Genomic DNA, 25,806 nt, shown 5'->3' on the forward strand with positions numbered 1-25,806 from the left:
TATTATTGACTTATTCGTTCATGATTTTCTCCACTTCTTCGATGGTGATAGGTATGTGTCTGTCACCAGTAAAGCGTGAGCCGTTTGAAGTGATGAGGATATCGTCTTCCAGACGGATTCCTTCAAAATCTTTGAATTTGTCGATTGCATCGTAATTCAAGAAATCAGTATGCATTTTTTCAGCTCTCCATTTGTCAATCAGGGCAGGGATAAAGTAGCATCCAGGTTCATCGGTAATGACAAAACCTTCCTGCAACCTGCGCCCCATACGTAAAGACGCTAGACCGAACTGGTCGGATGGACGGACTTCATTGTCGTATCCGACATAGCATTGTCCCAGATCTTCCATATCGTGTACGTCAATTCCCATCATGTGCCCTAATCCGTGCGGCATGAACAGGGCATGTGCTCCGGCTGTTACTGCATCGTCTATATTTCCTTTCATCAGGCCAAGATCCTTCAATCCCTGTGCCAGGACCTTACATACCTTCAAATGGACCGATTTATAGGTGACCCCCGGATGAGCCAGTTCCAGAGCGTGGTCATGACATGCCAATACAATGTTATATACGTCTTTCTGCCGTTCCGTGAATTTGCCTCCTACCGGAATGGTACGGGTATGGTCTGAACAATAGTTGGTTACACTTTCTGCTCCGGCGTCGGTCAGCATCAGACGTCCTTCTTTCAGAATATGGCTATGGTCATGGTTATGGAGCGTTTGTCCGTTTTGTGTAAGAATGGTAGCGAATGATACCATACTTCCGTATGAGGATGCAATTCCGTCCAGTATTCCAGCTATATATTGTTCTGTTACTCCCGGTTTGCACAAACGCATGGCGGCCGTGTGCATTTCATAACCGATGTTACATGCTTTGTCGATTTCTGCAATTTCGCAGGGCTCCTTTACAGAACGTAGAGAAACTACGGCCTTGATCAGTTCTACTGAAGCATGCTGTTTGGTCATAGAAGCACGTATCCCGGTCAGGTCTTCCAGTAGTAGCATGTTGTCATAACGGTAGGGAGGCAGGAAATGGACTTTCCGTCGTTGTGCTATGGCTTTGCTTACCATCTCTTTGAGTTTTGCAAATGGAAAGCTTTTCTCTATTCCGACTTGCGCTGCCAGATCTTTTACTGCAGGTTGAGGCCCCATCCAGATGATGTCATCCATTGTGACATCATCTCCGAAAAAATAATCTTCTCCGGCTTCGATGTCAAGAATGCCGGCATATCCGGGATGTGCATGTCCGAAAAAATACAGAAATGAACTGTCCTGACGGTATTTATACGTATTGTCGGGGTAATTTGCGGGTGCTTCATTGTTTCCGAGAATTAAAATGATCCCACTGCTCATCTTTTTTCTCAACGCTTCGCGGCGTTTGCGGTATGTTAAAGAATCGAACATAGTGTAACAATTTAATAAAACCTCTGTTATAATGGTTACAAAAGTAGGAAATTAAAATGAATTACGTTCTACTTGTCAAACTAAAAATATATCTTTGTGTAACTAAACTACTTGAACTCAAATCATATTTGTAAGATGGAACTGGATTTTAATAAAATGGGACTGGTTCTGGAAGGCGGGGGGATGCGTGGAGTATTCACCTGTGGAGTACTCGATTATTTTATGGATCATCAGATTGAGTTTCCATATGCGGTAGCCGTGTCGGCAGGTGCGTGTAACGGACTTTCCTATTTATCCCGCCAGAGGGGAAGAGCAAAGTACAGCAATGTGGATATGATGAGGGAATACCATTATATAGGATTGAAGTATTTTCTTCATCAGCATAGTATCATTGACCAGCATCTGTTATATGAATTGTTTCCTGATAAGATTCTTCCTTTTGATTATGAAACTTGTTTCAACAATCCTATGCGTTTTGAAATGGTTACTACCAATTGTGTGACAGGGCGTGCCTGTTATCTGGAAGAAAGGAAGGACCGTATCCGTCTGGTTACGATAGCCAAGGCATCGAGCAGTTTGCCTTATGTCTGTCCGATTACGTATGTCGACGGGCGTCCGATGCTTGATGGGGGTATCGTTGACTCTATTCCGGTATTACGGGCTGTGGAACAGGGATATGAAAAGAATGTAGTTGTCTTGACCCGTTCCCGTGGTTACCGTAAGAGTGAGAAGGATATCCGTGTTCCCCGTTTCATTTACAGACGCTATCCGCGCCTGCGCCTGGTGTTGAGCCGTCGCTGCCAGGTGTATAACCAGCAGCTTGAAATGGTTGAACAGATGGAAGATGCAGGGAAAATTCTTGTCATACGTCCGGAAAAGCCGGTTACGGTCAATCGGATTGAGAAGGATGTGAAGAAACTTGAAGCTCTTTATAATGAAGGTTATGTATGTGCCGGGCATGTCATGAGCCGGTACTTGAAATAACGGATTTGGATATAGAAAAATGGCGGAAACCCCAGCAGGGAAATCCGCCATTTCTTATTATGGTTCAGTCTTTTATTTTGCGAAGCTTACTGCACGGGTCTCGCGGATAACTGTAATTTTGACTTGTCCCGGATAAGTCATTTCATCCTGGATCTTCTTGGCGATTTCGGTTGACAGGTTTTCTGTCTGTTTATCGTCAATCTTGTCGGCTCCTACAATTACACGCAGTTCACGGCCCGCCTGAATTGCATAAGTCTTGGTTACGCCCGGATAGGACATGGCCAATTGTTCAAGATCGTTCAGACGTTTGATATAGGCTTCTACAATTTCCCGGCGTGCCCCCGGACGTGCTCCTGAAATGGCGTCACATACCTGCACGATAGGAGCCAGCAGGCTGGTCATTTCCACTTCGTCATGGTGTGCACCGATGGCATTGCAAATGTCTGGCTTTTCCTTGTATTTTTCGGCAAGCTTCATACCGAGTAATGCGTGTGGTAATTCCGGTTCTTCATCGGGGACCTTTCCTATATCGTGCAGCAGGCCGGCACGTTTTGCTTTTTTCGGGTTAAGTCCCAGTTCAGATGCCATTACTGCACATAGATTTGCTGTTTCGCGTGCGTGTTGCAACAGGTTCTGTCCGTAGGATGAACGGTATTTCATTTTACCGATGATACGAATCAGTTCCGGATGCAGGCCATGGATGCCTAAATCGATGGTAGTGCGTTTACCGGTTTCAATGATTTCATCTTCCACCTGTTTACGGACTTTGGCAACCACTTCTTCGATGCGTGCCGGGTGGATACGTCCGTCGGTAACCAGCTGGTGCAATGCTAGGCGTGCGATTTCACGGCGTACTGGATCGAATGCAGAAAGTACGATTGCTTCCGGTGTATCGTCAACAACAATTTCAACTCCTGTAGCTGCTTCAAGGGCGCGGATGTTACGTCCTTCACGTCCAATGATCCGGCCTTTGATCTCGTCTGACTCAATATGGAACACAGTGACGGAATTTTCGATAGCAGTTTCTGTAGCGACACGCTGTATTGATTGTATGACGATACGCTTTGCTTCACGGTTGGCGGTGAGCTTGGCATCATCCATGATATCGTTGATGTACGATTGTGCCTGTGTCTTGGCTTCCTCCTTCAGAGATTCAACCAGACGTTCTTTGGCCTCTTCTGCAGAAAGTCCGGACAGAGCTTCCAGTTTTTCTCTTTCCTGTGATTGCAGAGAATCCAGTTCTTCTTTCTTTTTCTCGATAATGACCAACTGTGCATCCAGGTTTTCTTTGATGGCTTCGTTCTCGTTACGTTTCCGCTGAAGTTCCTCGTTCTTTTGGTTCAAGACCATCTCACGTTGTTTCAGCTTGTTTTCCGCTTGCTGGATTTTCTGGTTACGGATAGCAACCTCTTTTTCCAGATCGGCTTTTTTGTTCAAGAATTTTTCCTTTACTTCAAGAAGCTTGTTCTTTTTGATAACTTCGGCTTCCGTTTCGGCTTCCTTTATTATTTTGTCATATCTCGATTTCAAACCATACTTGAAAAAGACATATGAAATTGCTCCTCCGACTAGGAAGGCAATTATTACCCCTATTACTGTTAACATTACGGTTTAAATTTAAAATGTATATATAATAAAAATGCGCACAAACTCAAGTGAACATATTGTATTCACTAAAAGCTTGTGCGCTGAATTCTTTCTCAGACTAAACTTTATTTGGCTTCTTCATTGTCTGTCCCCATGCACGCATCCAGATCTTCGGTCAGTTGCCTGATTTTTTCCAGATATGGTTCCGTATCATTCCGGTCTTTGAGGGACATGTTTTCAAAAGCCAGTTCCAATGCTACCATCGCCCAATGCCTGGACGCACTGAAATCCGGGAAATTTCTCCGGTATTTGTTTAGTTTATTGTCAATCTGTTTGGCAGCATCACGGTACAGCTGTTCCTTTTCTCTTGAAATGGTAAGCGGATACCGTTCGTTGTTAATCAGCAGATTAATTCTCAATTTGTCGTCTTCCATGATGCTTCTTTACCGTTTTATGTCATTCATTCAGCAAAGCGATACATTTGTCGACCTCACGCACAAGTCTCGCCAATCTTTGTTTCGTATCACGTAATTCATTGTCATTGATACTGATAATGCGAGCTGTCTTTAAGTTAGTATATTGGATTTCAAGGTCTTTTATCTTTTCATCCAGGCGGGAGATTTCAGCTTCTTTATCTGAAAGGAGCTGTCGAAGTGAAGTGTTTTCTTTCTTCAGTTCTTCAAAAAGGTACATGAAATGCCTTAATTTTCCTTCGAAAGTATTCAGTAACTTTTTATCTTCTTCCGTCATTTTATACCAAATTGTATACAAATATAGTAGATTGAGAAGAAACACAAAAATATTTTGCATTTATTTTCAAAAAATACTTCATTTCATGGATGTTCATTCGCTAAAAGTTGGATCTTTTCGTGATTTCAGGTTTTATTTTTATTTTTGCAAGGCACTGAGGTGACATTAGGTGCAGATTCGTTTTTAATTTAAATTTAGGATTTATGTATACAGTTATCAAACGTATGGAAGTTTCGGCTTCACATTCCCTGAGTCTGTCGTATCGCAGTAAATGTGAGAATTTGCATGGTCACAACTGGATCATTACCGTATATTGCCGTTCCAATGAACTAAATCCGGACGGTATGGTAGTTGATTTTTCTCATATTAAGGAGGTGGTAATGGGGCAGCTTGATCATAAGAATCTGAATGATGTCTTGTCTTGTAATCCGACGGCAGAGAATATTGCCCGTTGGGTTTGCGACCAGATACCGCATTGCTATAAAGTTGAAGTACAGGAATCGGCTGGGAATACGGTGGTCTATGAAAAAGATTAATGAAATATTCTATAGTTTGCAGGGAGAAGGGTATTATACTGGCACTCCGGCTGTCTTTGTACGTTTTTCGGGCTGTAACCTGAAATGCGATTTTTGTGATACACGCCATGAACAGGGAAATCTGATGAGTGATGAGATGATTGTGGCCGAAGTTTCCAAATATCCTTGTCGTATGGTGGTTCTTACCGGAGGGGAACCGGGGTTGTGGATCGATAAAGGCTTGGTTGATGCCCTGCATCATGCCGGAAAATATATAAGTGTCGAGACTAACGGGACTTGTGTGTTACCGTCGGAAGTGGATTGGGTTACGTGCTCTCCAAAGTTGGGGGCAGACTTACGTCTTACTCGTATTGATGAAGTCAAAGTGGTTTATTTAGGGCAAGATGTTTCTGCTTATCTGGACTTGCCTGCAAAACATTTCTTTCTCCAGCCCTGCTCCTGTAAAAATACCGCTGAGGTTGTCGGGTATATCAAGGTGCATCCGCAATGGCGTTTAAGTTTGCAGACACACAAGTTGATAGATATTCCTTAATTGTAATATAGAAATAGTGTAAAAATAAAAAAGCCGGACTAATTCCGGCTTTTTGCACGGGAAGAGAGACTCGAACTCTACAGAAACTTTGTCCTTCTTTCCCGATTCTGATATTCAAGCTGTTACGTTTTCGACTTATGTTATTATTTTATATTGTCTGTCCCGAATCAGTCCGACCTTCAGTGGAGTTAAGCAGCTGATTCATTTGCTCTAAGAGCGAAATCCTTTTATCTTTTTCTTCAAGTAGACGTTCCAGCAATGCAATTTTATCTTTGTATTGCTGTTCACTATCTCTATGAGTAGATGGATAAGCCTTAAAAGGTTTCTCCCGTTCAAAGAACACATCCATTGATACCCCGAAAAAGTCGGCTATTTTTTCCAGACGTTTTACTGTGGGATTTCCATTTACAATTTGACTAAGAGAAGAATTGGCTTCTGTTCCAAGGTAATTTAAAAGTTCCTTGTTTGGAATATTTTTCTCTACCAATAATTGCTTAATTATTTGTCCATTATACATTATCGTTTCATTAAAACTTGAATCAAACGTTCTTTTTCGTTAAGTAACTCCTTCAGGTGCATAATTTCTTTCTGACACTCACTTAACATGATATCGCCTGACACACTATTCCCATTTCCTGTTACCTGATGACCAATATTAAAAGCATGATTATCACGGTCAAAGAAATAATCGATGGATACATTAAAGAAATCTGCTATTCGTTCAAGTTTTCTTGAACCAATCTCGGCACCCTTTAATGTATTATCCAATGTCTGTACAGATATTTCCACCCGCTTACAAAAGTCTTTCTTTGTCAGCTTATTGCTTTCAATTAATTCAAGTATTCTTTGAGGTTTAAACATATTATTTTATTTATATTAAATCTAAATACATAGTTTTATATGATATAATTCAAAAATACTTTGAATTTAATCAAAGAAAACTTTATGTTTGCACTATAAATTTAATAATAAATACGATTGCAATAAAAATAAATCTCTAAAAAGTAACATATATGATTATATCTGACTATTATTCATCACTCGAAATCAAGCAAAAATCCGAGTTTATTAAGAAGGTTATTGAAATATGTGGGTTCTCCTATCCGACCTTCATGACCAAGATGCGTAAAGGCAGTTGGTCCAAATTGGAACGTGAAGCCATTGAAAAAATTATTCATAAGGAGTTAAGCCATGCAGACACAGATTGAATTTTATAATACTCCTTCAGGCAAGGTTGGATATTGGAAAGATAACCGGCAATTCATATTAACAGAAAATACAGTTGACGTCATTGAAGAGGTTCTGATGACCGTACATGATTGTTACGCGGATGCATACAAGGCCTTGGAGCAATGTTACATCCGTTCAGAGCAAAACAAGCGATATTATCATTTCCTGATGGCCAGCCGCTTTCTCCGATGTAACTGCGGTGAATTGGATACACTTAAATGGGATTTAGACCAACATGGAAACGTAAACATTGAACAAGTACATTGTCCTCTGAGAGGTAACGGAGATTGTCGGTATGAAGGTATTATTTGTATGCCGCAGCGTACCTCCATTATCAAAGGTAGACAACTGGAGGTAGCTGGATTACTTGCCGAAGGATATAGTAACCAAGAGATAGCCGATTTGTTATATATCTCGATCCATACAGTACACAACTTGATACAACAGATAAAGTTCAGATTGAAAGTAGGCAATACCAGAGAAATCGTTTCCTGGTATAATAAAATTTATGGAGCTGTATAAAAGATCATGAATAAAAATTAGAGGATTGAAGTATGAAAAAGCATAGATACAGAGTTTGGAGGGCTATGGTACGGAAGGGTGATATACATCTTATTATTCGCTGTCGGATAGATACCGATAATCTTGATGAAGTCCGTTCTCATTATCGTACCCTTTTTACCAATAAGGTTTTAATTTCTTTGTGTTATACAGATTTTACACACCATGAATGAACTGAGTGACAAAAACCGTGATCCGGAAATACAAGCAGAAATATCCGGTATCGGTTATCTTTCTCCTCATGGAGAAGCACTGAAAGAGATTGCCAGAGTAGAGCTGGCATTCATTTATGAACATTTGAAGTCTTACACTCCAAATGAACAAATCTTCATTCTGGAGTATATGTGTATTAAAATGAATTGGAGAACAGCAGAAATCGAAAATGGACTATGAACAAACTACATAAAATGCATGAATGGGAAAACTGTAATCCCGGTTATACCTTCGAACACGTTTTTTATACGGACAAATCTCAGGAGATCCGTAAAATTATCGGTGCGGTGCCGATACTGAAACGGGTACTTGTAAATGGAATAAAGCAGAATGTTACATGGCGCAGGAGAGTAAGATGGGACGGCTTCGGCCACTGTTATGCTATAAACAGCAACTCTCGGTTGCGTCAGTATGATATCCCATTATCCAAATAGTACCCAGTTTTTATTTACACGACAAATCATCGATATTCGTCGTATCTAAACACTCAAAGACATGATATCGAATAGTGATATTGAAAAAATTCTCGACCGTGCGGACATTGTGGACGTTATATCCGGTTTTGTGGAGCTTAAGCGTGCCGGTGTCCGATATAAAGCCTGCTGTCCGTTCCACTCAGAAGATACTCCTTCCTTCATGGTGGAACCCGGACGTGGTACTTGGTATTGTTTCGGTGCCTGTAAAGAAGGCGGGAATGTCATTCGGTTTGTGCAAAAGTACAACCATATGAATTTCCGAGAGGCCTGTCTCTGGCTGGCCGATAAATACGGGATACATATCGACGATGAACAGGAGAAACCTTCAGCCGACGAGATACGTCGTCAGAAGAAACGCGAATCCATGCAGATCATCAATCAATTTGCAGCCGAAGTATTCCTTCAGAACCTGTCACGTCCGGAAGCAGACGCAGCACGTGCCAAGATCCGACAGCGCTGGGGTGATTCATTTCCGGTAGAAATGGGAATCGGATATGCCCTGGCAGACTGGTCCCAGTTATCAGATATGGCAGCATCCAAGGGATTGTCATTGGAATTGATGGAAGAAATGGGACTGATCCGTAAAAAGAAAAACGGGGGATACTATGATTTCTATCGTGACCGTATTATGATTCCAATCCGTGATCGCTTCCGGAATATTATCGGATGGACTGCAAGAGACATGAGTGAAGTAGACGGTACACCGAAATATCTGAATTCCTGTGAAAGTGATTTGTATCACAAAGGAAGCAGTATTTTCGGTATAGATAATGCAATCCGTCAGGCGGCCAAAGAGGAGAAATTCTATTGCGTAGAGGGGGCACCCGATGTCATGCGCTTGCAATCCATTGGAGTCAACAATACCATCGCCTCGCTGGGTTCAGCCTGGACTAAAGGGCAGTTTGAACAATTGAAGAGATACGCTACAACGCTGTGTTTTCTTCCGGACGCTGACCCAAAACCGGTTGACGCCCCATACGGTACCGGCATTGCAGCCGTGATAAAGAGCGGTGTGCTGGCTATGGAGTGTGGTTTCTCTGTATCCGTACGTGAGATACCACTGGGTGAAGGCAACCAGAAGAATGATCCGGATTCGTATTGTACCAATATCAGCCGCTTCAACCAGCTGGAGGAGCAGGACTTCATTACTTGGTATGCCGGGTATGCGTTCAATAAAGACGGTACCACCGAAGACAAGAGTGCCGCAGTCAGTCAGATAGCCAAACTCGTGGCCATGGTTGGCGATGAGGTCAAAGAAGCCATGTACCTGGCTAAACTGAGAGATACATACAATAACAAGAACCTTTGGTCGATGGCCATCAACCGGGAAAAGAAGAAGATCAATGAATCCAAGGCCGGTAAATCGCAGGTCATCAACCGGGATCTGCTGGCAAAATACGGTTTCTTTGAATCCAACAACTGCTATTATTCCACTAACGACGGCAAGGAGTTCCAGTGGTCTAACTTCATCATGCTGCCGATGTTCCATATCAAAGATTCCCTGATGCCTAAACGTCTGTATCGTATCAAGAACCAGAACCGTCAGGAGGAAATTGTGGAAATGAAACAGGAAGACCTGGTATCTCTCTCCAAGTTCAAGCAGAAGGTCGAGGGATTGGGCAATTATATCTGGCTGGCCAGTGAAAAAGAAATGACACGCCTGAAAATGTATCTTTATGAACAGACCGAAACGGCTACTGAAATCACCCAGTTGGGATGGCAGCGCAAAGGGTTCTATGCGTTCGGTAATGGAGTATTTGATACGGAATGGCATCCGGCTGACGAATATGGCATCGTGCGGTTGGGTGAGAAAGGCAATTTTTACCTTCCGGCAAGTAGTCTGATCTACCGTGATGACGACAAGCTGTTCCAGTTCGAACGTAGGTTTGTTCACCTTAACTACTCTTCCATCAGCCTGAAGGAATACTTTTCCAAGCTGGTCGGGGTATTCGGTGACAATGCCAAGGTAGGAATCTGTTTCCTGCTGGCTACTTTGTTTCGTGACATTATCACTGGATATACCAAGAGCTTTCCCATATTGAACCTGTTTGGTCCCAAAGGATCAGGTAAGTCTGAACTCGGACACAGTCTGATGGCATTGTTCATTATCGAGAACATTCCGCCCAATATCCAGAATGCTACCATTCCGGCGTTGGCCGATCTGGTGGCACAATGTGCCAATGCCCTGGTACATATTGACGAGTTCAAGAATAACATTGATATTGATAAGCGCGAATACCTCAAAGGACTTTGGGACGGTGCCGGTCGGTCACGCATGAACATGGATCGTGACAAAAAGCGTGAGATAACTGCCGTAGACTCCGGAGTTATTCTGTCCGGTCAGGAGATGGCAACCGCCGACATCGCTCTGTTCAGCCGTCTGATATTTCTGACCTTTGCCAAATCGGAGTTTACAGAGGAAGAGAAACGCCGATACAACGAGCTGGTAGAGATTCGTAAACGGGGGCTCACTCACTTGACACTCCAGATACTCCGTCACCGAGCGCGGATGGAACAGCAGTTCATCAGCAACTATCATACCTGCCTGTCCGACGTATTAGAAGCTCTCGGAGCCGAAAAGGTGGAAGATCGAATCCTTCGCAACTGGATCATACCGCTGGCCGCATTTCGTACGCTCGAGGGAGTGCTGGATATTCCGTTTTCTTATCCGGATATCCGGCAGGTGACAGTAGACGGTATTCTGCGGCAGAATGCAGAGTGTAAGAGTAACAATGAACTGGCCAACTTCTGGAATGTGGTATCTTATCTGCAGCAGGATGGCGAAATCTTCATCGAGGGGGATTACCGCATCGAATACCTGAATCGTTTCAAAAGCAGTCTGATTAAGATTGAACAACAATACCAGGAACCAAAAGCTATCCTGATGATGCGTAAAAACCGTATCTTCATGTTGTATAAAAAGTTCAGCAAGCAGGTTGGCGATTCCATACTTCCTGAAGGTTCGCTTATATACTACCTGGAGAACTCCAAGGAGTACATGGGGAAGAAGAACTCTGTCCGCTTCAAGAACATTCAGCGAGGGGTAGAAGTGCAGAAGGTGGAAACGACTCCTACCGGAGGTATTTCCTACAAGAAAACCTCCACTCCCGATGTGGCCCTTTGTTTCGACTACCGCATGATTCGCGAAACATATAACATTAATCTTGAGGTAGAGGTAGAAGGGAAAGAAAGTGATGAATTGATAGATGATAATGAATGAGATATTATAACTTTAATTGATTGTCTGAGAGTGTAAAGGCAGCCGCTGTGAAGTGGTTGCCTTTTTTATTTTCATATCCATTCTTTGGGATGCTCAGGCTATTTCCACGGGGAGAAAACGGCTTCTACACCTTCTACACCTTCTACACTTTCTACAATGTTGAAAAAGAGGTACTTATATATTCTACATACCTTCTACAATCTTTCTACATTTTTCTACAAATTGAAGAAAAACATAAAACCTTCTACAAAATGTTTCATTTTCTACAAGATTTCTACACTTGTAGAAAACCTAAAATCGTATAAATTGTTGATAATCAATATTTATCCGATTTTGTAGAAAGTGTAGAAGGTGTAGAAGACAAAATATGTGTCATAGCTGGAGGAATTCTTTTGGATTCTAATATCAAAAGCCTTATTTTTGATATATATAATTGAAATCAAACATAAATACTACTTTCCTATGAGCAGCATTGTTTTCTATCTTCGTCTGGAGCCTTATCTTCGGCAATGGCTTGTCCATTCTTTAGGCGATCCAGTTGTTTTTCCGGCACAAAGTAACGAGAATGCAGTGATTCGACGCTTCCTTCGCAAACGCCCGGAAGACATTCGCCCGGAGCTGGCAGCTGATGGACTTACTGCCATTTGCATACCCGACAGCAAGGCTAAACCTCCACAGTATTACAATTTCCTCGGCAAAAAAGCTAAAGCTGCCGTAAAAGAAACAATTGAGGACTTGTTTCGTGCCAATCTTTGGAACGAAATAAGCGATCTGACTCGCCGGAACTGCGGACTTAACAAGACCATTGCTGCCTGGTGCGAAATGCATGGTATCGATGATGATTATTCCGAAACCGTTCGTCAGAAATATTACCGTATGAGAGATTCCTACAATAAAAAAGGTATCTTTTTAGGTTCTTTAACCCGAAATCGCACGGACGAGTGAGGCGATTTTAAACAGTACCGTACAACACCGAACACGCATAACCTAACAAAGATAATTATGGTACATTTAATTCAGAACATTAGAAAAGTTGAATGTATTGAATCCTATCACTTGCAACATTCAGACATTATAGCCGACCGCGGAGTATGGTTGAATGTCTATCAACAATTCAACCCAATTTCAACCATCGGGCTGAGTTCAGTAGAGATTTCCGACAAAATCGAGAACAAACAGCGAGTTTTCACCACCAAACTCACCATGTTTCGGACAGAGAAGCTGTTGCCTGGTTCCAAGAAGTTCTGCTTTAAGGTGACAACCATCACCGGCTCCCAGTTCCTGATCGGATGCGCAGACAAGCCTTATCCGGTCATTCAAAATGAAGAGTCATTTCCTTCCGCAGCCAGCGGAAAATCGGGTGTGACAGTTACTGTTACCCTGACTTCTACCATTCCGATGCTTTCCATATTAGATTAAGGTCTTTTTATACAATATATATAAGGTATAATATTGCGTAGACTAATTTTCGCTAATATGGAATATAACCTTATTATTGATTCACACATCGGTCCTTGGGGATATTCTAAGAATTATATCCGCAGTCAGATGTCAAGTTACAGGAACAAACCTGTCAGTGTGCGTATATCTTCGTTGGGTGGTTCGGTAGATGATGCGCTAGACATCCGTCAGCAATTTATTGATCACGGGGATGTGACTTGCTATCTTTTCGGTTATGTGGCGAGTGCGGCTACCATCTTGGCTACCGGTGCCAAGAAAACCTGTATGTCCAAATATGCGTTTTATCTTATTCACAAAGTATCAAATTGGGTAGATGCATGGGGCAATTACAATGCCGACCAGATTCAACAGCTCATTGATGATTTGAAGGCTAACAAGCTGGAGAATGATAAGATGGATTTGGTTCTGGCCAATCTTTACGCCAACAAGTGCAAGAAAAAAGTAGATGACATTCTTCCTGTTTTAAAGGAGGGTCGCTGGCTTACTGCACAAGAAGCACTTGAATACGGATTCATTGATGAAATCGTAGAAGAAGGTTCGAAACTGAACTTCGACGACTCGATGAAGACAAAGTTTAACATGTTCCACCTGCCGGCATTGCCCGCCATAGATACCAGGGCACAAAGTCCGGAAGCTGATACAGCTCCCAGCTGGTTCAATAACTTCGTCAATAAGTTCTTGAAAGGTCATCAGCCGGAAGCTGCACAGACACAAAATAAATCACTTAATCAGTCAAAACAAATGAAAAAGGATTATCAGAAAGTCAATTCCATCTTGAAAATCGAGGGTGTGGAAGTTGACAAAGATGGTAAGGTGACGCTTACCGAAGATCAGGTCAAGGCCCTCAATGACCACATCGCCAATCTGGAGCAGGAATCTTCTGATAAAGACAATCAGATTTCCGATCTGAAGAAGCGAAATGAGAACCTGCAAAAAAATGATGGTGAGGAAACCACACACATCAATGGTGATGAAGGTGAGGATGACGACATTGCAAAACTAAACACTGCTAAAGAATTATTTAACGACGTAAAAGATTTGTTATAAGATGGCAGATACAACAGGATACGTAAAAATTACGGATGAGCAGCTGGCCAAGTCGGCTGTTCGTTATCGAAAAGAATTACTGATGATGCCGGTATTGGCATTGGGTACAACATTACAGCACATGACACAAAGACCGGGTGTCCGCGGTAAAGAAGTGGTAGGCGAATTATCTGGCGATATTGAGCTGGGACCTTATGACGAAGGACGTGAAGATACTGATGGAGTATCTATTAATCCGCGTACATTAGAAACCTTTCTCGGTAGTGTAGTAAAGAAGTTTTCTCCTAACTCTGTATGGCAGACCATTTATGGCAATCTGATTACAAAAGGAGAGGCTTTGAAAAATGTAGATATTGCCCGTCAGGTGCTGGCTTTCCTGACTGCGAAAATGGGTGGTAACTTGAATGCTTCTATTTGGAACGCGAAACGTAACGACAGTGGAACCAAGACCAAAGAACTTTTCAATGGTTTTGACACCATTACCAAAACCGAAAAAGACGCAGCTAAAATCTCTACTGATTTGGGTAATATGTTCACCATCGAAGCAATCAGTAAAGATAATGCCGTAGATGTCTTGAAAGAATTTTACCGTGCAGCTGATCCGGTTTTGCGTGAAACGCAAACTAAATTGTTTATTCCTCAGGGAGTGTACGATAATTATGTAGACGATTACCAGGCGACTGCGGGGCATGTACCTTATAACACCAGTTTTGAAAAAACGGTACTCGAAGGTTCCAATGGTCGTTGCGAATTGGTTCCGCTGGCGAATAAGGCAGGTTCGCCGTTCATTCACCTGACAACCAAGAGCAATATGCTCGTAGGTTTTGGCAATGGTGCCGATGCGGAGAACATTACCGTTGAGAAGCATCATGCATTCAAGCTGGATTACATCGCTACAATGTACTTCGGTACAGAATTCGAATCAATTTCTAAAGAGCGTCTGCTGGTTGGTACCGTCGACGGTTCAACTCCGGTTGTCGCTGGAATAGGAGGTTAAGTTATGGCAGTAGATTGTGCAAGCAAAGGGATGTACGAATCCCTTTCCTGGTGTCCAGGTCAGACATCGACACCGGGTATTAGACGTAAAGTATACTTTATTCCGAAAAGTTGGATCGAAAAATGGCCGGCACTTCCGGCGATTGACGGGGCAGAGAGTATGGCTGCTTTGGCAACCTACGAAGGTGACTTTGTTTTGGCTGCCGACAAGAAATGGCAGTACATTGAATTGCTGACAACGAAGTCGTCCATCAGTGCAGAGTCACAGGGTGAAGTTCCATCTAAGACCTTCCTGAATAAAGCCACGTTGGTCCATGCTGGTACTGACGAAGAAGCGTCAGGCTTTTGTCGTCAGGCTAATGTCGATGAGCTGATATTTCTGTGCCAGCAGAAGAATGGTAAGTTCCGTGTACTCGGCTCTGAAGCTTTTGATCCTTCAGTTACCATTTCTCAAACTTCGGGAGAAGGGGATACCGGTACCGCAGGCACCACTCTCGAGGCACAGTGTACAGATATTTGCCCGTCACCGTTCTATACGGGTAAAATCGAAACGGAAGATGGCGAAATTTCCGGAGCAGATGGTAGTACCATCCTTCCGGGAGGCTAATTAAAAAGAGAATACAGTTATGTATATAGATGAACAATTAACTACAGACATGCAAGGCTGGCTCAATACGGAGCCGGCTAAGCGTGACCTGATGAAAGGTGCGGAAATGGTACTCAAGCTGACCAGGAACCGCATTCTGTTTCAGAATATTTCCCGCAATCCGCAGAAGTTTGCGAGCAAGATTGAGTATGAGCTGAAGAAATATCTGGCGATCCGTCTGGACCGCAAGACGATTCAAGATGTAGTCAAGATGGACAAAGAGCTGGTTCCGGCAGTAGCGGAAACGCTGGCCACCTTCCAGCCTGAAATTAGTTCCGATGACGACATTCCGCAAGAAGCTACTATCGCAAAGGGTAAACGCGCGGATCACGATTCATTGCCCGAAGAGATCCGCCAGCTTTGGGAAGATAATAAGGCTATCTACTTCCGCCTGAAGCAGACTTTTGAAACATTGAAAACCATGAAGGATGCTCTTCCATGCGACAGGTACGAATACCTGAAGCAATTGGAAGAGCTGGATGCCAGATATCGGGATAACATGGACAAGTACGACCATTTCAATCCGGATGCTCAAGGTACCGAAGAGACAAAAGGTGAATCTCCTGAAGATCCGGCTGAAATGGCAAAGAAAGTCAGTGCAGCCCGCGGTTATCTGTCAGACAACAAAAAGAAACTGGCAGAGCTGAAAGAATCCGGAGATCAGGAAAAGTACGAGAAGCTGCTGGCTAAGGTACAGCAGAGATACGACTTCCTGATTTCTACTGGAAACAACGTAGGAGAGGACCAGGTGAATGCCTTACGTGAATTAGGGTTGAAATGAAACATGTAAACCGATTGCTGAAGCCGTTATCCGATGTGCCGTTACAAGCATACCTGGATAACCGGCTTCAGCTTTTTGATGTACTCGAGTACATCCTGTCACAGACCGGACCGGCTAAGGTCTATGTATCCACCTTTTCTACATCCGAAGAGTTCTTGCGCCGGTTGTTTTCGCTTCGCAAACGGAAGATGATCCTTCACTCCGTTCTGCTTGCTGACCTGAAGGCAGCTCGAAAGACCGTCAACTTGTACACCTTTATGTCTTCCGTATTCGATGACGTGTACCTCACGGAAAACCATTCCAAGGTGTTGCTTATCGAGAACGATCGCTGGATGGTTACAGTCGTTACCAGTCAGAACCAGACGCGAGGTAACCGGACAGAATGTGCGATGATCACGACACAGCCTGACATCTTTCTCACTTTGCGAGACCAGTTTTCAGAGATTATTAATACCCGAAGCCTACACCTCAATGGAATTCACTTCAACACAGATTAACAGAATTAAGGAACTCGCTACGATGCTTACTCCAGTGTCGGATATCGCTGTTTTGATGGACGTAGACGAACGCCGTCTGCGAGAAATCATTTCCGACAAGTCCCATCCGGTCAGTATTGCTTACCGTAAGGGGAAAGCCGAAAGAGCTTTGCAGATCCGGCAGAATGAACTGGAACTGGCCGAAGCCGGTAGCCCGCTGGCGGTACAGCTAGTCGGTTCTTATATCCGAGATATGGATTCCGACGAAGATTTATAACTATGCCATTACCCGCAACAATTGATATTGCAAAAGAAAATCTCTTTGCTTCGGTCGATGAGATGAAAGAGCGTAACATTCCCGAAGTCATTCAGCAGCGTCTGCTCAGACTTCGGGACATGTATAATTATTGGCTCCAGTACCCGCGCATACGAGAACAGGAAATCGTTTTGGAACTTCAGAAGCGATACCAGATACAGAAGTCAGCTGCTTACGAAGATATTCGGATCATCAAGTATCTGCTGGGTGATCTGAACAAGGCTACAAAGGACTACCATCGATACCGCTTCATCCAGCGCAATGAAGAGAGCTACGAGATGGCCAAGCGAATGAAGGATGCCAGGGCGATGGCCGCTTGTGACAACTACTACGCCAAGTATATGCAACTCGACAAAGAGGATGCCAAGGATTTAGGCTACGACAAGATTGTCGTGCAGCCGTTCCAGCCGGACAGCGATCCGACAATTATCGGAATCAAACCGATACCGAATATCCGGCAACGCATTGCGGATAAGATCAAACAATACATGAATGAGGATATCCAGGACATCCAGTTCGAAGATGCAGACTTCAACGAAGACGATATCTTCAATCCGAAGAAATCACAGGAGGAACCTAAACCATGAGAGAATACTTCCACGAAACCCAGCAACAAGTTCTTTTCACTCCAGCTAAGGATATAGTATTGTGTGCCGGACGTGGGTGGGGTAAAGGTCCGATTCATGCCGCTATCAACCTGCGTAACATGCAGCGTATGCCCGGAAGCATCACCGGCTTTGTGGCGGCCAATTGCAAACGTGCCCTCACTAACACCATCCCGTCCATGCTGATCCACTGGCAGCGATGGGGATTCAAACGTGATGTGCACTGGACCATCGGAAAGAAGCCGCCGAAGTCGTGGGGGTGGGGTGAACCTATCTTCCAGCCTGACAACTGGGAAAATGTGATTTCATTCTACAACGGATCCATCGGCTATATCATCAGCCAGGACCGTTCCGGAACCTCCAACTCCTTCTCCCTTGATTATCTCGACATCGACGAAGCAAAGTATATTGACTTCGAGCAGCTGAAGGATGAAACCCTTCCGGCGAACCGAGGTAACAAACAATACTTCGGTCATCACTACTTTCATCACGGCATGCTGATTACTTCTGATATGCCGGTGACGAAGAAAGGTTCCTGGTTTCTGGACTACGAGAAGAAATGCGATCTGGAACTGATTGAAGTCATCCAGGCGACAGTGCATGAGATTTGGCGAACAAAGAAACGAATCCGTGACCTTCAGGCTAAATCAGAACCTGTACCTTTATATCTGAAAGACTATCTGCGCACCCTGAACCGTGATGTATGCCGGATGGGTTCTGTTGCTGTTTTATATCGTGAGTTTTCCACAATCGAGAATATGCAGCTGCTGGGCGAAGCATTCATTAACCAGATGAAGCGTGATCTTCCTCCGCTTACCTTTCAGACTGCTATCCTATGCAGGCGTATCGGTATCAGCAAGGACGGGTTTTATTCCAGCATGACGGAAGGACACAAGTACAACGCTACAGACTTTAGTTACCTGGACAGCCTGGAATATCAGTTCGACAAAATCAAGGAACCATCGTGTTTGATGGATGCTGATCTGGATCGAGACAAACCTATCTGCATTGCCTTCGACTTTAATGCCAACATCAACTGGCTGGTAGCCGGTCAGCCGGATCGGAACCGGCTGAGGGTGATTAAGTCTTTCTGGGTAAAGTATGAGCGCAAGCTCGAGGCCCTGGTAGATGACTTCTGCAAGTATTACCGGCACCAGCGGAGTAAGGAGGTTATCTTCTATTACGACAGCACGGCCTTGGGCTCAAACTATGCGGTCAATGACGAAGACTTTCATTACGTCGTTGAGCGTGCTTTCAAGGATAGAGGTTGGGAAGTTAATTCCATCTATATAGGTTCCCCGATGAAGCACATCGAGAAGTGGTTGCTCATCAATCGTATGTTTGCAGGGAAGGCAAAGCTCATTCCATTCTTCAACGAACAGAACAACGAGGATCTGCTTATCTCCGTACAGACAGCTGGTGTGTATAATGGTGGCAAGGATAAGCGAGGGGAAAAGCTGGCAGAAACAGAAGAAGACCAGCTTCAGGCAAGAACGGACGGTTCGGATGCTTTCGATACGTTGTGTATCGGTTGTGAGCGTTTCCCCCAGATGACCGACGATATCTTCGTGACATCATCAATGTGAGTTTCAATAGCTAATTAGTTTTATATTAAGGTGTAGCCCTGGCGACCGTGTGTATGGTTGTCGGGGCTGTTTTTTATGCGTGCGATAGCGTGTACCGTGCGTGTAGACGTTTGTGCCGTTACATATTCCGCTTTTATCAAAGGTGCTAATTAGGTTTATGGCGTAGGGCGGTGGGGGGTCGGAAAACCGACGTCCGCATAAAATGCGGTATTTTGAGGGGATAATCGATTGATTGTGTGCTGTTTTTGTATCGGATGAGCGGAAAATCAGAATAAATTCACTTGTTTAAGCCTGTTTTTACAGGCTAATCGACTGGTTCACAACCTGCTGGCGCCCGATAAATCCCCAGGATTTCTCGGGTAAAAAGGTAGAAAGACACTCGATAGTCTTTCTGACTGGTGATGGCGTTCACGCAGCGACCCACCCGCCCCGTTGCTCTCCCTCTTGGCGGTATAGCTAAAGCTATGTATTGTTTGACTGCTCTTCTTTGTCTGCTCTTCGCCAATAATTCGGTATCACTTCCGCTATGGTTTATGCCTTTTGTACCTGCAAAGGTAAATGTTCCGCTTCGTATGCCAAGTTCAGGCGCTGTTCTCGAAAAAATCTCCACCCTCACAGGACTCAGGTAGTATTCAAGGCTCTGCTTTTCGTGAAAACTTGTCTTTATACGCTTCGGAACACCTTTGCTGGCAGGTGTAAAAGGCGAAAACAAACCGTAGCGACAGCGAACGGAATAAAAAAAAGCTCAGAGCAGGAAGAGCAGAAAAAAGGCTCAACTCCCGAGCTCGGCACCAGAATAAATTTTAAGACTATGAAAACCTTTACCGAATCCATGCTAAACCAGTGCAGAAAGTACATGTTCAATTTCTTTGACTACCTGCCAACAAAATATAAAGCCAGTTCAAGAGATTGGCAGGTGAGAAACTTTGTATGGGCTTTCAAGGATGGGAAATGTGCCGTTTCAGCTGCCCAGCTTGTTGCCAAGAAAATTCGTGAGCAGTACGGTAACGAAGCGAGTGACATCGTGTTTGCTTGTATTCCTGCCAGTAGCCAGCGGAAATATGAAGTCCGATATAAGCAGTTTTCAGAGGAAGTCGCAAGGTTGTCGGGTGCAGTCAGTGCATACGACCATATCACGGTAGAAGGTGAACGGCTGGCAATCCATGAGAGCAAGTCAGGAAAGCACGTCGATAATGTGCAGATAGTCAATTTCGACAAGGAGTTTTTCAAAGGAAAGAAAGTACTCGTTTTTGACGATGTAATTACCCGAGGTTATTCCTACGCCTGTTTTGCTTGCCATCTTGAAGCACTGGGAGCTTCAGTTTTGGGAGGTATGTTTTTAGCAAGAACTTTATTTGTATAACAATTTAATAACCAACATTATGAAAGATTTATTCGAACTTAGTGGAGAGTGCAGGCATTTGTCTGATAGTGAAGTAGTCTATCAGTTGACGAACAATAGAGAAACCAGTAAACGAGTTAATGAGATGTTATTGCGTGGCGACAATGTGTCGATAGAAGATGTTTGCCAGCTTTTGACACCGGCACGCAGGGACATGGCTTTCGCTGTGATTGAACTTTACAAACGTATCACAGAACGTAGGAGCAGCAGGGTAATAATCCGGCATAGTGAGGACATTTATAACTTGATGAAACCTTATATGGAAGATTTGGAAGTAGAGGAGTGCTGGGCTATTTACTTGAACCAGTCTAACCGTGTTGTCAGAAAACAACGTATCTCTGTAGGAGGCATAACCAGTACGCAGGTAGATATAAGAGTTATTTTGCGGGAAGCCCTGAAATGTAATGCCACGTCACTGATACTTTGCCACAATCACCCGTCAGGAAACTGCCGACCCAGTAATGACGATAACCGTTTGACTGAATGTTTGAAGAACGCAGCTAATACTATGAATATAAAGCTCTTAGACCATATCGTTTATGGAGATAAGGAATACTTTAGTTATGAGGATGAAGGACGCTTGTAGGGGTTGTAATCGGCTGTAGCAGCGTTTTAGGGAGGTGGGTAGCGTAACAGCCGCCCGCCGCCCGATTTTTACCGCTTTGTCACTTCGTTGGCGGAAAAAATCGGGCGGCGGGGAATAAGGTATTTGTTTTCTACGCAAAATATTTGCGAAATACAATAATAATTTTAATGTTATTATAATTTCAATTAGAAAAATTTAAAATATTACTATAAGAAAAAGGATAAAAATATTGCTATAATTTCTATTTTTTTTCTTTCTTTGCGGGAACGTAAGTAACAAATATATTCTCAAATATGAGAATATATTTTATTTTTTATATATGGATTATATAGATATATCAATGGACATAATATCTAATAAAATAAAAGCTTTTGATTACATGCTTCAGCAATTCGAACAGTGGAGAACAGATTATTTTAAAAGTCAAAATGTTTCAGTTAAGCCATTGTCTAAACTTATTGTGCTTAAGCTTTTATTTCTTACGGCTGTACCAAAGACGAATAAAGGAAAAGATCTTCTTGATATCTTTAATAATTTTTATGCCTTACCTTATGGACCTGTAGAAAGTGATATATATAATGCTATCCAAGATAATTTATTACCATCTTATTGCATCAAAGAAAGATCTGTAGAAAGAAAAACACTACAATCTTATGACCAGCAAGATTCATTAATTATTGAAGTAGATAATGCTCTAGAGGAATTAAAAAATATTAATCCTGATATTATTGGTTTGAGCTCATTCGAATTAGTTGAAATTACTCATAAGTGGGATAGTTGGAACAAATCAATAAAGTTTGCTGAATTTATGGGTCGCGGTAGTGCTAAAATGTTGACAGAGGCGATACGTTCTGATTCCAATAAATGTTTTAAGTAAAGATTTTTATGGAGTTAAAAAAATGTTTTGATAAATATTCATCAGAATTTAATAATGACAGTTGGCTCCCCTCTAACTTTGAAAATGATGAAGCTATCAGAAATCTATTTAATAAGATTTCTGATTTTATTGATTTCAGTTTTATTCAGTTAACACGTTCTATTATCTCTGGAGAATATATTGAGTATGCCGAAATAGAGAATATATTGAAGAACTTTTTAGAGATGATCACAGGTTTTGATAACATTAATCATCTTGATGAAATTGGTTCATATAGTGATCTTGATCGTATTAAAATGAAATTTAATGAGTTAAATAACTCATTATATAATGCCCTCAGATATTATCAAAATTTTATAGAGGAATCAAAGAGAAAGTTTGATTTAAACTTACCTAATGAAAAATATGGTGCATTTCAAATTAGAAGTAATATAAGAGAAAATACACTTTCTTTTTTTACGGATTTAACAATTCCTTTATGTAGATATGATTATAACTTACCTCATTAGTGTCCAATAAAAATGGACGAGTTAAAAATTTAATCAAATAGTCCTTCAAAAAGGGGACAATCGAGTTCTTTGACATCATTGAAATTAGTCTTATCGAACAGGTCACGTAAGTGGGTTTTGTCCGTTAGAGAGATACTTAGAATCTGCAAAACTTCGTAAGTTGAGCGTTTCAATTGCATATCGTGTTGAACTATAGCTACAAGACAGTAAGTAATGATCGCCACACTGATTTGAATGCGGACAGCGTTTTCTGTTGTACCCCAGAACCTCTTTATTTTAAGGTGTTGCTTTAGCCATTTGAAAAAGAGCTCGACCAACCACCTTTTCTTATAGAGATTGGCAATATCCAATGCAGAGACATGTGTTGCATTCGTTAGGAAAATAAACTCACGGTCATCCTCTTCATCGTAGTAACGAATGAGTCGGAATGACTCGGGATATTTCTTCTCTGAGAGATATCCCCTCAGTTTCACTTCAGCATCGGTCAGTACATACTTAGGCATCCTGCGCTTCCATTTAACCGTTGTACATTTCAAGTTCGTCTTAGCTCTGACAACGAAAAAGGAACCTGTCAGGTGAATCCGATATAGTTCCTTAAAAGAGTCATAAGCCCTGTCGAATATATAATAAGCATTTGGTTCATAATGGATTGAGTACATCGCCGTAGAGTCATGTTTCGATGCTGCGGTTACAGTATAGAAGGCAGGAACTTGTGCTTCAATGTCATATAAGACATGAGCTTTGACACCTCCTTTCTTTCTTCGGAACTTCGCCCATGGAAATGTGGCTAGACACAACGGAATAGTTGTTGAATCAAAAGCATACTTATTTCCTGGAATTTCCAAGATATTGGTTGCTCGCTTTTCGCAAGCTTCCTTCATCATATAGAATGCGAAGTCTTCAAAGATTCTGTAGTCACGATTCTGATTAGCATAAGCGAGGGTGGCTTTGGCTATTGGATTGCGTCCCAAGCCAAGATGATATTGCTTGGAACGATGCGCTTCAAAAGCTACAATTAGGTCGCGAAGGCTCTCACGATTGCTCAGTTGTCCGAACATCATAGCAAGTAACTGATTCCAGCAAGTGAATTGCTTCACATAGCGATTACCATCATACTTGCGAACGAAGTTGTTGAACTGTGTTCTGTTCAGAAAAGCGGTAAGTTGAGCGAATACGTATTTATCTTGGTTCATAAGCGGTCTTCAATTTGACCGCTAAGCTACAAATTCAAATCCGTTTCATTCAGGAATACCACTTAAAAGACTGTATTTCAATAATTTCAAAGACCGATTAGCCAACTTTTATTGGACAGTAGTGAACTTACCTATAAAATCAAAAGATTTTCAAAATATTCTTCTAATTAGGAATCGTTTAAATTTTGAGATCGAGCATATAACATCTTCAGATTTAAAAGATATATTTTCCCTTTTATTATATAAATGTAATTATATAATTCAACGTGTAAAAACCTCTCCTTTTGAAAGTAATAAAAATTTTATTGCTGAAGTAATATATCCTCAGAATCTAGAATTGGGTGATTATGTGTCTTTTACTAAAATGCCAATTGATGATGAGAACAAATGTCTGGATAGTATTAAAAGCAATCAACAGGTCATTCTTCCATTTGTGTATTTAATGAAATATTATAAAGATAATCTTATCGATTCAAAAGATATTAAATTGATGGACTATGTAATCGAAAGATATCTTGAAAAATATAATAATTTTTTACATACTCCATTTACGAATGATAAACCATTTAAGCGTAAGTATGATACTTTTTCTTGGAATTCTGTTCTTAATTACTTACATAATTGTAGATTTTCTTTTTATGTTCAACGGGGCAATCCTAATTTGAAAGAAATAAAACGTGAGATCAATAGAATACAAGATATTCAAGGAAGTACGTATATAAAAAACTTTCATCCTTATGAAAAAGCTATAGAAGCAATTATATCTTGTGTAAAAGGGCATCTTAAAAGTAACAAGTTTAATGATTGGCTAATAGAAGATAAACTAGATGAGTTAAATCGTCTGTTAAATAAATATGAAGCAGCTTTACAATGGAGTGAGAATCATAAATTTTTCCCATTCCAACTCCCTTTTGACGAATCCTGTTGTAACTCGGAATCTTATAAATTAAAATTATTTGTTCCATCAGCATTTGCAACTGATATAGATTATAAATCTTTAAAAAATACATTGACATCCTTTAAAAAAGAACGCGATAATTTGGCTTTTCTTTTTAGCTTGTCTAAAGAACGTAGAGATATTGAGGTTATAAAAGAAACTATAAAAACAACAGATAAAAAAGCTTTTGATTTGATAGCCATTTTTACTGCTGCTATTACATTTTTATTTGGAACTATAAATATTTTTGTAGTTAATGAAACAACAAATCTGTCACAATTAATTTGTAATACGACAGGACTTGGGGTGATTTTAATTTTATTTACATCTTTATACGTATTAGTTTCTCCTATATTTATTCAACGTATAAATTTAATTGATTATTTAAAGAGTAGGAGGCTATGGTTTGGTCTTTTAGGACTTATATTCTATGCTTCATTGATAGTATATTTATACCAGGATACAAAATCGCTAGAAAATAATATAGTGAAAGATAAAGAACTAAAAAGAATGGAAATGGTAATAGATTCTTTGAAGCAGGAGCAGAAGTCTATTTCCCTTATAATTAATGATAACAATAAAAAGACTAATGCTAAAACAAATTCATTACAGAGTCATAAATAAAATATATTTTATTTTCGTTGTATTCTAGCGGAAACTCTCCCCAAAAGTTTCCGCTTATTTTTTGCCCTCCTCTAAACATTTTATTACATTTGAACTATTATTTTTATAATAAATTTAATAGACACAAATGGAAACACAAGATTTTGTGTAAGCATTCGAAGAAATGCACCTTTTACATTTTGAGGTTTGGTTGTAGCTTTGCGGCAGTGAATACAATCAAACCTCAATTATTATGAACAGACAAGAATTTGAAGAATTAGAATTGCAGGTGCA

General features: G+C 41.6%; 30 protein-coding genes. 23 read left to right on the forward strand and 7 right to left on the reverse strand.

The window, feature by feature from the left end:
* Positions 1–10 precede the first annotated feature (10 nt).
* Positions 11–1,402 (reverse strand): aminopeptidase P family protein, encoded by a 1,392-nt coding sequence (locus BQ7489_RS14570; RefSeq protein WP_072531659.1) that lies wholly within the window; start codon positions 1,400–1,402, stop codon positions 11–13.
* Positions 1,403–1,537: 135 nt separating this feature from the next.
* Here BQ7489_RS14570 and BQ7489_RS14575 point away from each other — a divergent pair, with 135 nt between their 5' ends.
* On the forward strand, positions 1,538–2,386 hold the full coding sequence (locus BQ7489_RS14575) for a patatin-like phospholipase family protein (RefSeq protein WP_072531660.1): 849 nt from the start codon (positions 1,538–1,540) through the stop codon (positions 2,384–2,386).
* 72 nt (positions 2,387–2,458) lie between these two features.
* Here BQ7489_RS14575 and rny read toward each other — a convergent pair whose 3' ends face one another.
* From rny to BQ7489_RS14590, 3 genes are all read right to left on the reverse strand, one after another.
* Positions 2,459–3,991: a ribonuclease Y gene (gene rny, locus BQ7489_RS14580; protein WP_072531661.1), complete on the reverse strand. Its 1,533-nt coding sequence runs from the start codon at positions 3,989–3,991 to the stop codon at positions 2,459–2,461.
* A 107-nt stretch (positions 3,992–4,098) separates the two neighbouring features.
* A complete protein-coding gene (locus BQ7489_RS14585; protein WP_072531662.1) occupies positions 4,099–4,407 on the reverse strand; it encodes a cell division protein ZapA in 309 nt (102 codons plus the stop codon).
* A gap of 22 nt (positions 4,408–4,429) precedes the next feature.
* Positions 4,430–4,723 (reverse strand): hypothetical protein, encoded by a 294-nt coding sequence (locus BQ7489_RS14590; protein ID WP_072532215.1) that lies wholly within the window; start codon positions 4,721–4,723, stop codon positions 4,430–4,432.
* Positions 4,724–4,926: 203 nt separating this feature from the next.
* On the opposite strand from BQ7489_RS14590, the gene BQ7489_RS14595 reads away from it, so the two are divergent.
* Positions 4,927–5,259: a 6-pyruvoyl trahydropterin synthase family protein gene (locus BQ7489_RS14595; protein ID WP_072531663.1), complete on the forward strand. Its 333-nt coding sequence runs from the start codon at positions 4,927–4,929 to the stop codon at positions 5,257–5,259.
* Positions 5,246–5,791: a 7-carboxy-7-deazaguanine synthase QueE gene (locus tag BQ7489_RS14600; RefSeq protein WP_072531664.1), complete on the forward strand. Its 546-nt coding sequence runs from the start codon at positions 5,246–5,248 to the stop codon at positions 5,789–5,791. Before BQ7489_RS14595 ends, BQ7489_RS14600 begins: the two co-directional genes overlap by 14 nt.
* Before the next feature lie 148 nt (positions 5,792–5,939).
* On the opposite strand, the gene BQ7489_RS14605 is transcribed toward BQ7489_RS14600, so the two are convergent.
* Positions 5,940–6,308, reverse strand: coding sequence for a helix-turn-helix domain-containing protein (locus BQ7489_RS14605; RefSeq protein WP_072531665.1), 369 nt, complete (start codon positions 6,306–6,308; stop codon positions 5,940–5,942).
* Positions 6,308–6,652, reverse strand: coding sequence for a helix-turn-helix domain-containing protein (locus BQ7489_RS14610; protein WP_072531666.1), 345 nt, complete (start codon positions 6,650–6,652; stop codon positions 6,308–6,310). The genes BQ7489_RS14605 and BQ7489_RS14610 overlap by 1 nt, the downstream gene beginning before the upstream one ends.
* 152 nt (positions 6,653–6,804) lie before the next feature.
* Here BQ7489_RS14610 and BQ7489_RS14615 point away from each other — a divergent pair, with 152 nt between their 5' ends.
* The 19 genes from BQ7489_RS14615 (at position 6,805) to BQ7489_RS14710 (ending at position 22,779) form a co-directional block, all read left to right on the forward strand.
* On the forward strand, positions 6,805–6,999 hold the full coding sequence (locus BQ7489_RS14615; protein WP_072531667.1) for a hypothetical protein: 195 nt from the start codon (positions 6,805–6,807) through the stop codon (positions 6,997–6,999).
* Positions 6,983–7,543 carry a response regulator transcription factor gene (locus tag BQ7489_RS14620; protein WP_072531668.1) on the forward strand — a complete coding sequence of 187 codons (561 nt, stop codon included), beginning with the start codon at positions 6,983–6,985 and terminating at the stop codon, positions 7,541–7,543. Before BQ7489_RS14615 ends, BQ7489_RS14620 begins: the two co-directional genes overlap by 17 nt.
* 204 nt (positions 7,544–7,747) lie before the next feature.
* On the forward strand, positions 7,748–7,975 hold the full coding sequence (locus BQ7489_RS14625) for a hypothetical protein (protein WP_072531669.1): 228 nt from the start codon (positions 7,748–7,750) through the stop codon (positions 7,973–7,975).
* On the forward strand, positions 7,972–8,229 hold the full coding sequence (locus BQ7489_RS14630; RefSeq protein WP_083580640.1) for a hypothetical protein: 258 nt from the start codon (positions 7,972–7,974) through the stop codon (positions 8,227–8,229). The genes BQ7489_RS14625 and BQ7489_RS14630 overlap by 4 nt, the downstream gene beginning before the upstream one ends.
* Before the next feature lie 61 nt (positions 8,230–8,290).
* Positions 8,291–11,491 carry a DNA primase gene (gene dnaG / locus BQ7489_RS14635; RefSeq protein ID WP_072531670.1) on the forward strand — a complete coding sequence of 1,067 codons (3,201 nt, stop codon included), beginning with the start codon at positions 8,291–8,293 and terminating at the stop codon, positions 11,489–11,491.
* 462 nt (positions 11,492–11,953) lie between these two features.
* Complete coding sequence (locus BQ7489_RS14640; RefSeq protein ID WP_072532217.1) at positions 11,954–12,436, forward strand: hypothetical protein; 483 nt, start codon at positions 11,954–11,956, stop codon at positions 12,434–12,436.
* Positions 12,437–12,493: 57 nt separating this feature from the next.
* The gene (locus BQ7489_RS14645) at positions 12,494–12,910 is read left to right on the forward strand and encodes a hypothetical protein (RefSeq protein ID WP_162617822.1); all 417 of its coding nucleotides are present in this window, start codon (positions 12,494–12,496) and stop codon (positions 12,908–12,910) included.
* A 57-nt stretch (positions 12,911–12,967) separates the two neighbouring features.
* The gene (locus BQ7489_RS14650; RefSeq protein ID WP_072531672.1) at positions 12,968–13,999 is read left to right on the forward strand and encodes a Clp protease ClpP; all 1,032 of its coding nucleotides are present in this window, start codon (positions 12,968–12,970) and stop codon (positions 13,997–13,999) included.
* 1 nt (position 14,000) lies between these two features.
* Positions 14,001–14,996: a hypothetical protein gene (locus BQ7489_RS14655; RefSeq protein WP_072531673.1), complete on the forward strand. Its 996-nt coding sequence runs from the start codon at positions 14,001–14,003 to the stop codon at positions 14,994–14,996.
* A 3-nt stretch (positions 14,997–14,999) separates the two neighbouring features.
* The gene (locus BQ7489_RS14660; protein ID WP_072531674.1) at positions 15,000–15,602 is read left to right on the forward strand and encodes a hypothetical protein; all 603 of its coding nucleotides are present in this window, start codon (positions 15,000–15,002) and stop codon (positions 15,600–15,602) included.
* A gap of 19 nt (positions 15,603–15,621) precedes the next feature.
* Positions 15,622–16,422 carry a hypothetical protein gene (locus BQ7489_RS14665; protein ID WP_072531675.1) on the forward strand — a complete coding sequence of 267 codons (801 nt, stop codon included), beginning with the start codon at positions 15,622–15,624 and terminating at the stop codon, positions 16,420–16,422.
* A complete protein-coding gene (locus BQ7489_RS14670) occupies positions 16,419–16,919 on the forward strand; it encodes a hypothetical protein (RefSeq protein WP_072543054.1) in 501 nt (166 codons plus the stop codon). Before BQ7489_RS14665 ends, BQ7489_RS14670 begins: the two co-directional genes overlap by 4 nt.
* Positions 16,894–17,175 carry a hypothetical protein gene (locus BQ7489_RS14675; RefSeq protein ID WP_072531677.1) on the forward strand — a complete coding sequence of 94 codons (282 nt, stop codon included), beginning with the start codon at positions 16,894–16,896 and terminating at the stop codon, positions 17,173–17,175. Before BQ7489_RS14670 ends, BQ7489_RS14675 begins: the two co-directional genes overlap by 26 nt.
* Before the next feature lie 2 nt (positions 17,176–17,177).
* Positions 17,178–17,801, forward strand: coding sequence for a hypothetical protein (locus tag BQ7489_RS14680; protein WP_072531678.1), 624 nt, complete (start codon positions 17,178–17,180; stop codon positions 17,799–17,801).
* A complete protein-coding gene (locus BQ7489_RS14685) occupies positions 17,798–19,405 on the forward strand; it encodes a hypothetical protein (RefSeq protein WP_072531679.1) in 1,608 nt (535 codons plus the stop codon). Before BQ7489_RS14680 ends, BQ7489_RS14685 begins: the two co-directional genes overlap by 4 nt.
* Positions 19,406–20,216: 811 nt before the next feature.
* The gene (locus BQ7489_RS14695) at positions 20,217–20,768 is read left to right on the forward strand and encodes a phosphoribosyltransferase (RefSeq protein WP_072531681.1); all 552 of its coding nucleotides are present in this window, start codon (positions 20,217–20,219) and stop codon (positions 20,766–20,768) included.
* Between the two features lie 19 nt (positions 20,769–20,787).
* Positions 20,788–21,393, forward strand: a complete 606-nt coding sequence (locus tag BQ7489_RS14700) for a JAB domain-containing protein (RefSeq protein WP_072531682.1) — start codon at positions 20,788–20,790, stop codon at positions 21,391–21,393.
* A 319-nt stretch (positions 21,394–21,712) separates the two neighbouring features.
* Positions 21,713–22,270: a SocA family protein gene (locus BQ7489_RS14705; RefSeq protein ID WP_239496963.1), complete on the forward strand. Its 558-nt coding sequence runs from the start codon at positions 21,713–21,715 to the stop codon at positions 22,268–22,270.
* A gap of 8 nt (positions 22,271–22,278) precedes the next feature.
* Positions 22,279–22,779 carry a hypothetical protein gene (locus BQ7489_RS14710; protein WP_072531683.1) on the forward strand — a complete coding sequence of 167 codons (501 nt, stop codon included), beginning with the start codon at positions 22,279–22,281 and terminating at the stop codon, positions 22,777–22,779.
* A gap of 29 nt (positions 22,780–22,808) precedes the next feature.
* Here the strand turns inward: BQ7489_RS14710 and BQ7489_RS14715 are convergent, their stop codons facing one another.
* Positions 22,809–23,972 carry an IS4 family transposase gene (locus BQ7489_RS14715; protein ID WP_072531684.1) on the reverse strand — a complete coding sequence of 388 codons (1,164 nt, stop codon included), beginning with the start codon at positions 23,970–23,972 and terminating at the stop codon, positions 22,809–22,811.
* A gap of 121 nt (positions 23,973–24,093) precedes the next feature.
* Between BQ7489_RS14715 and BQ7489_RS14720 the strand changes: the two genes are divergently transcribed.
* The gene (locus BQ7489_RS14720) at positions 24,094–25,533 is read left to right on the forward strand and encodes a hypothetical protein (RefSeq protein ID WP_072531685.1); all 1,440 of its coding nucleotides are present in this window, start codon (positions 24,094–24,096) and stop codon (positions 25,531–25,533) included.
* Positions 25,534–25,806: the final 273 nt, after the last annotated feature.

The sequence above is a fragment of the Bacteroides ilei genome, from assembly GCF_900128495.1.
GTDB classification, from domain to species: domain Bacteria; phylum Bacteroidota; class Bacteroidia; order Bacteroidales; family Bacteroidaceae; genus Phocaeicola; species Phocaeicola ilei.

What these genes read in the sequence shown, in the direction of transcription:
- BQ7489_RS14600 (WP_072531664.1), top strand. Translation starts at nt 5,246, where the DNA reads ATGAAAAAGATTAATGAAATATTCTATAGTTTGCAGGGAGAAGGGTAT.
- BQ7489_RS14680 (WP_072531678.1), top strand. Translation starts at nt 17,178, where the DNA reads ATGCCATTACCCGCAACAATTGATATTGCAAAAGAAAATCTCTTTGCT.
- BQ7489_RS14585 (WP_072531662.1), bottom strand. Translation starts at nt 4,407, where the DNA reads ATGGAAGACGACAAATTGAGAATTAATCTGCTGATTAACAACGAACGG.
- BQ7489_RS14685 (WP_072531679.1), top strand. Translation starts at nt 17,798, where the DNA reads ATGAGAGAATACTTCCACGAAACCCAGCAACAAGTTCTTTTCACTCCA.
- BQ7489_RS14710 (WP_072531683.1), top strand. Translation starts at nt 22,279, where the DNA reads ATGGAGTTAAAAAAATGTTTTGATAAATATTCATCAGAATTTAATAAT.
- BQ7489_RS14640 (WP_072532217.1), top strand. Translation starts at nt 11,954, where the DNA reads ATGAGCAGCATTGTTTTCTATCTTCGTCTGGAGCCTTATCTTCGGCAA.
- BQ7489_RS14695 (WP_072531681.1), top strand. Translation starts at nt 20,217, where the DNA reads ATGAAAACCTTTACCGAATCCATGCTAAACCAGTGCAGAAAGTACATG.
- rny (WP_072531661.1), bottom strand. Translation starts at nt 3,991, where the DNA reads ATGTTAACAGTAATAGGGGTAATAATTGCCTTCCTAGTCGGAGGAGCA.
- BQ7489_RS14645 (WP_162617822.1), top strand. Translation starts at nt 12,494, where the DNA reads ATGGTACATTTAATTCAGAACATTAGAAAAGTTGAATGTATTGAATCC.
- BQ7489_RS14650 (WP_072531672.1), top strand. Translation starts at nt 12,968, where the DNA reads ATGGAATATAACCTTATTATTGATTCACACATCGGTCCTTGGGGATAT.
- BQ7489_RS14590 (WP_072532215.1), bottom strand. Translation starts at nt 4,723, where the DNA reads ATGACGGAAGAAGATAAAAAGTTACTGAATACTTTCGAAGGAAAATTA.
- BQ7489_RS14670 (WP_072543054.1), top strand. Translation starts at nt 16,419, where the DNA reads ATGAAACATGTAAACCGATTGCTGAAGCCGTTATCCGATGTGCCGTTA.
- BQ7489_RS14675 (WP_072531677.1), top strand. Translation starts at nt 16,894, where the DNA reads ATGGAATTCACTTCAACACAGATTAACAGAATTAAGGAACTCGCTACG.
- BQ7489_RS14660 (WP_072531674.1), top strand. Translation starts at nt 15,000, where the DNA reads ATGGCAGTAGATTGTGCAAGCAAAGGGATGTACGAATCCCTTTCCTGG.
- BQ7489_RS14700 (WP_072531682.1), top strand. Translation starts at nt 20,788, where the DNA reads ATGAAAGATTTATTCGAACTTAGTGGAGAGTGCAGGCATTTGTCTGAT.
- BQ7489_RS14610 (WP_072531666.1), bottom strand. Translation starts at nt 6,652, where the DNA reads ATGTTTAAACCTCAAAGAATACTTGAATTAATTGAAAGCAATAAGCTG.
- BQ7489_RS14570 (WP_072531659.1), bottom strand. Translation starts at nt 1,402, where the DNA reads ATGTTCGATTCTTTAACATACCGCAAACGCCGCGAAGCGTTGAGAAAA.
- BQ7489_RS14620 (WP_072531668.1), top strand. Translation starts at nt 6,983, where the DNA reads ATGCAGACACAGATTGAATTTTATAATACTCCTTCAGGCAAGGTTGGA.
- BQ7489_RS14575 (WP_072531660.1), top strand. Translation starts at nt 1,538, where the DNA reads ATGGAACTGGATTTTAATAAAATGGGACTGGTTCTGGAAGGCGGGGGG.
- BQ7489_RS14615 (WP_072531667.1), top strand. Translation starts at nt 6,805, where the DNA reads ATGATTATATCTGACTATTATTCATCACTCGAAATCAAGCAAAAATCC.
- BQ7489_RS14705 (WP_239496963.1), top strand. Translation starts at nt 21,713, where the DNA reads ATGGATTATATAGATATATCAATGGACATAATATCTAATAAAATAAAA.
- BQ7489_RS14655 (WP_072531673.1), top strand. Translation starts at nt 14,001, where the DNA reads ATGGCAGATACAACAGGATACGTAAAAATTACGGATGAGCAGCTGGCC.
- BQ7489_RS14625 (WP_072531669.1), top strand. Translation starts at nt 7,748, where the DNA reads ATGAATGAACTGAGTGACAAAAACCGTGATCCGGAAATACAAGCAGAA.
- BQ7489_RS14665 (WP_072531675.1), top strand. Translation starts at nt 15,622, where the DNA reads ATGTATATAGATGAACAATTAACTACAGACATGCAAGGCTGGCTCAAT.
- BQ7489_RS14715 (WP_072531684.1), bottom strand. Translation starts at nt 23,972, where the DNA reads ATGAACCAAGATAAATACGTATTCGCTCAACTTACCGCTTTTCTGAAC.
- dnaG (WP_072531670.1), top strand. Translation starts at nt 8,291, where the DNA reads ATGATATCGAATAGTGATATTGAAAAAATTCTCGACCGTGCGGACATT.
- BQ7489_RS14630 (WP_083580640.1), top strand. Translation starts at nt 7,972, where the DNA reads ATGAACAAACTACATAAAATGCATGAATGGGAAAACTGTAATCCCGGT.
- BQ7489_RS14605 (WP_072531665.1), bottom strand. Translation starts at nt 6,308, where the DNA reads ATGTATAATGGACAAATAATTAAGCAATTATTGGTAGAGAAAAATATT.
- BQ7489_RS14595 (WP_072531663.1), top strand. Translation starts at nt 4,927, where the DNA reads ATGTATACAGTTATCAAACGTATGGAAGTTTCGGCTTCACATTCCCTG.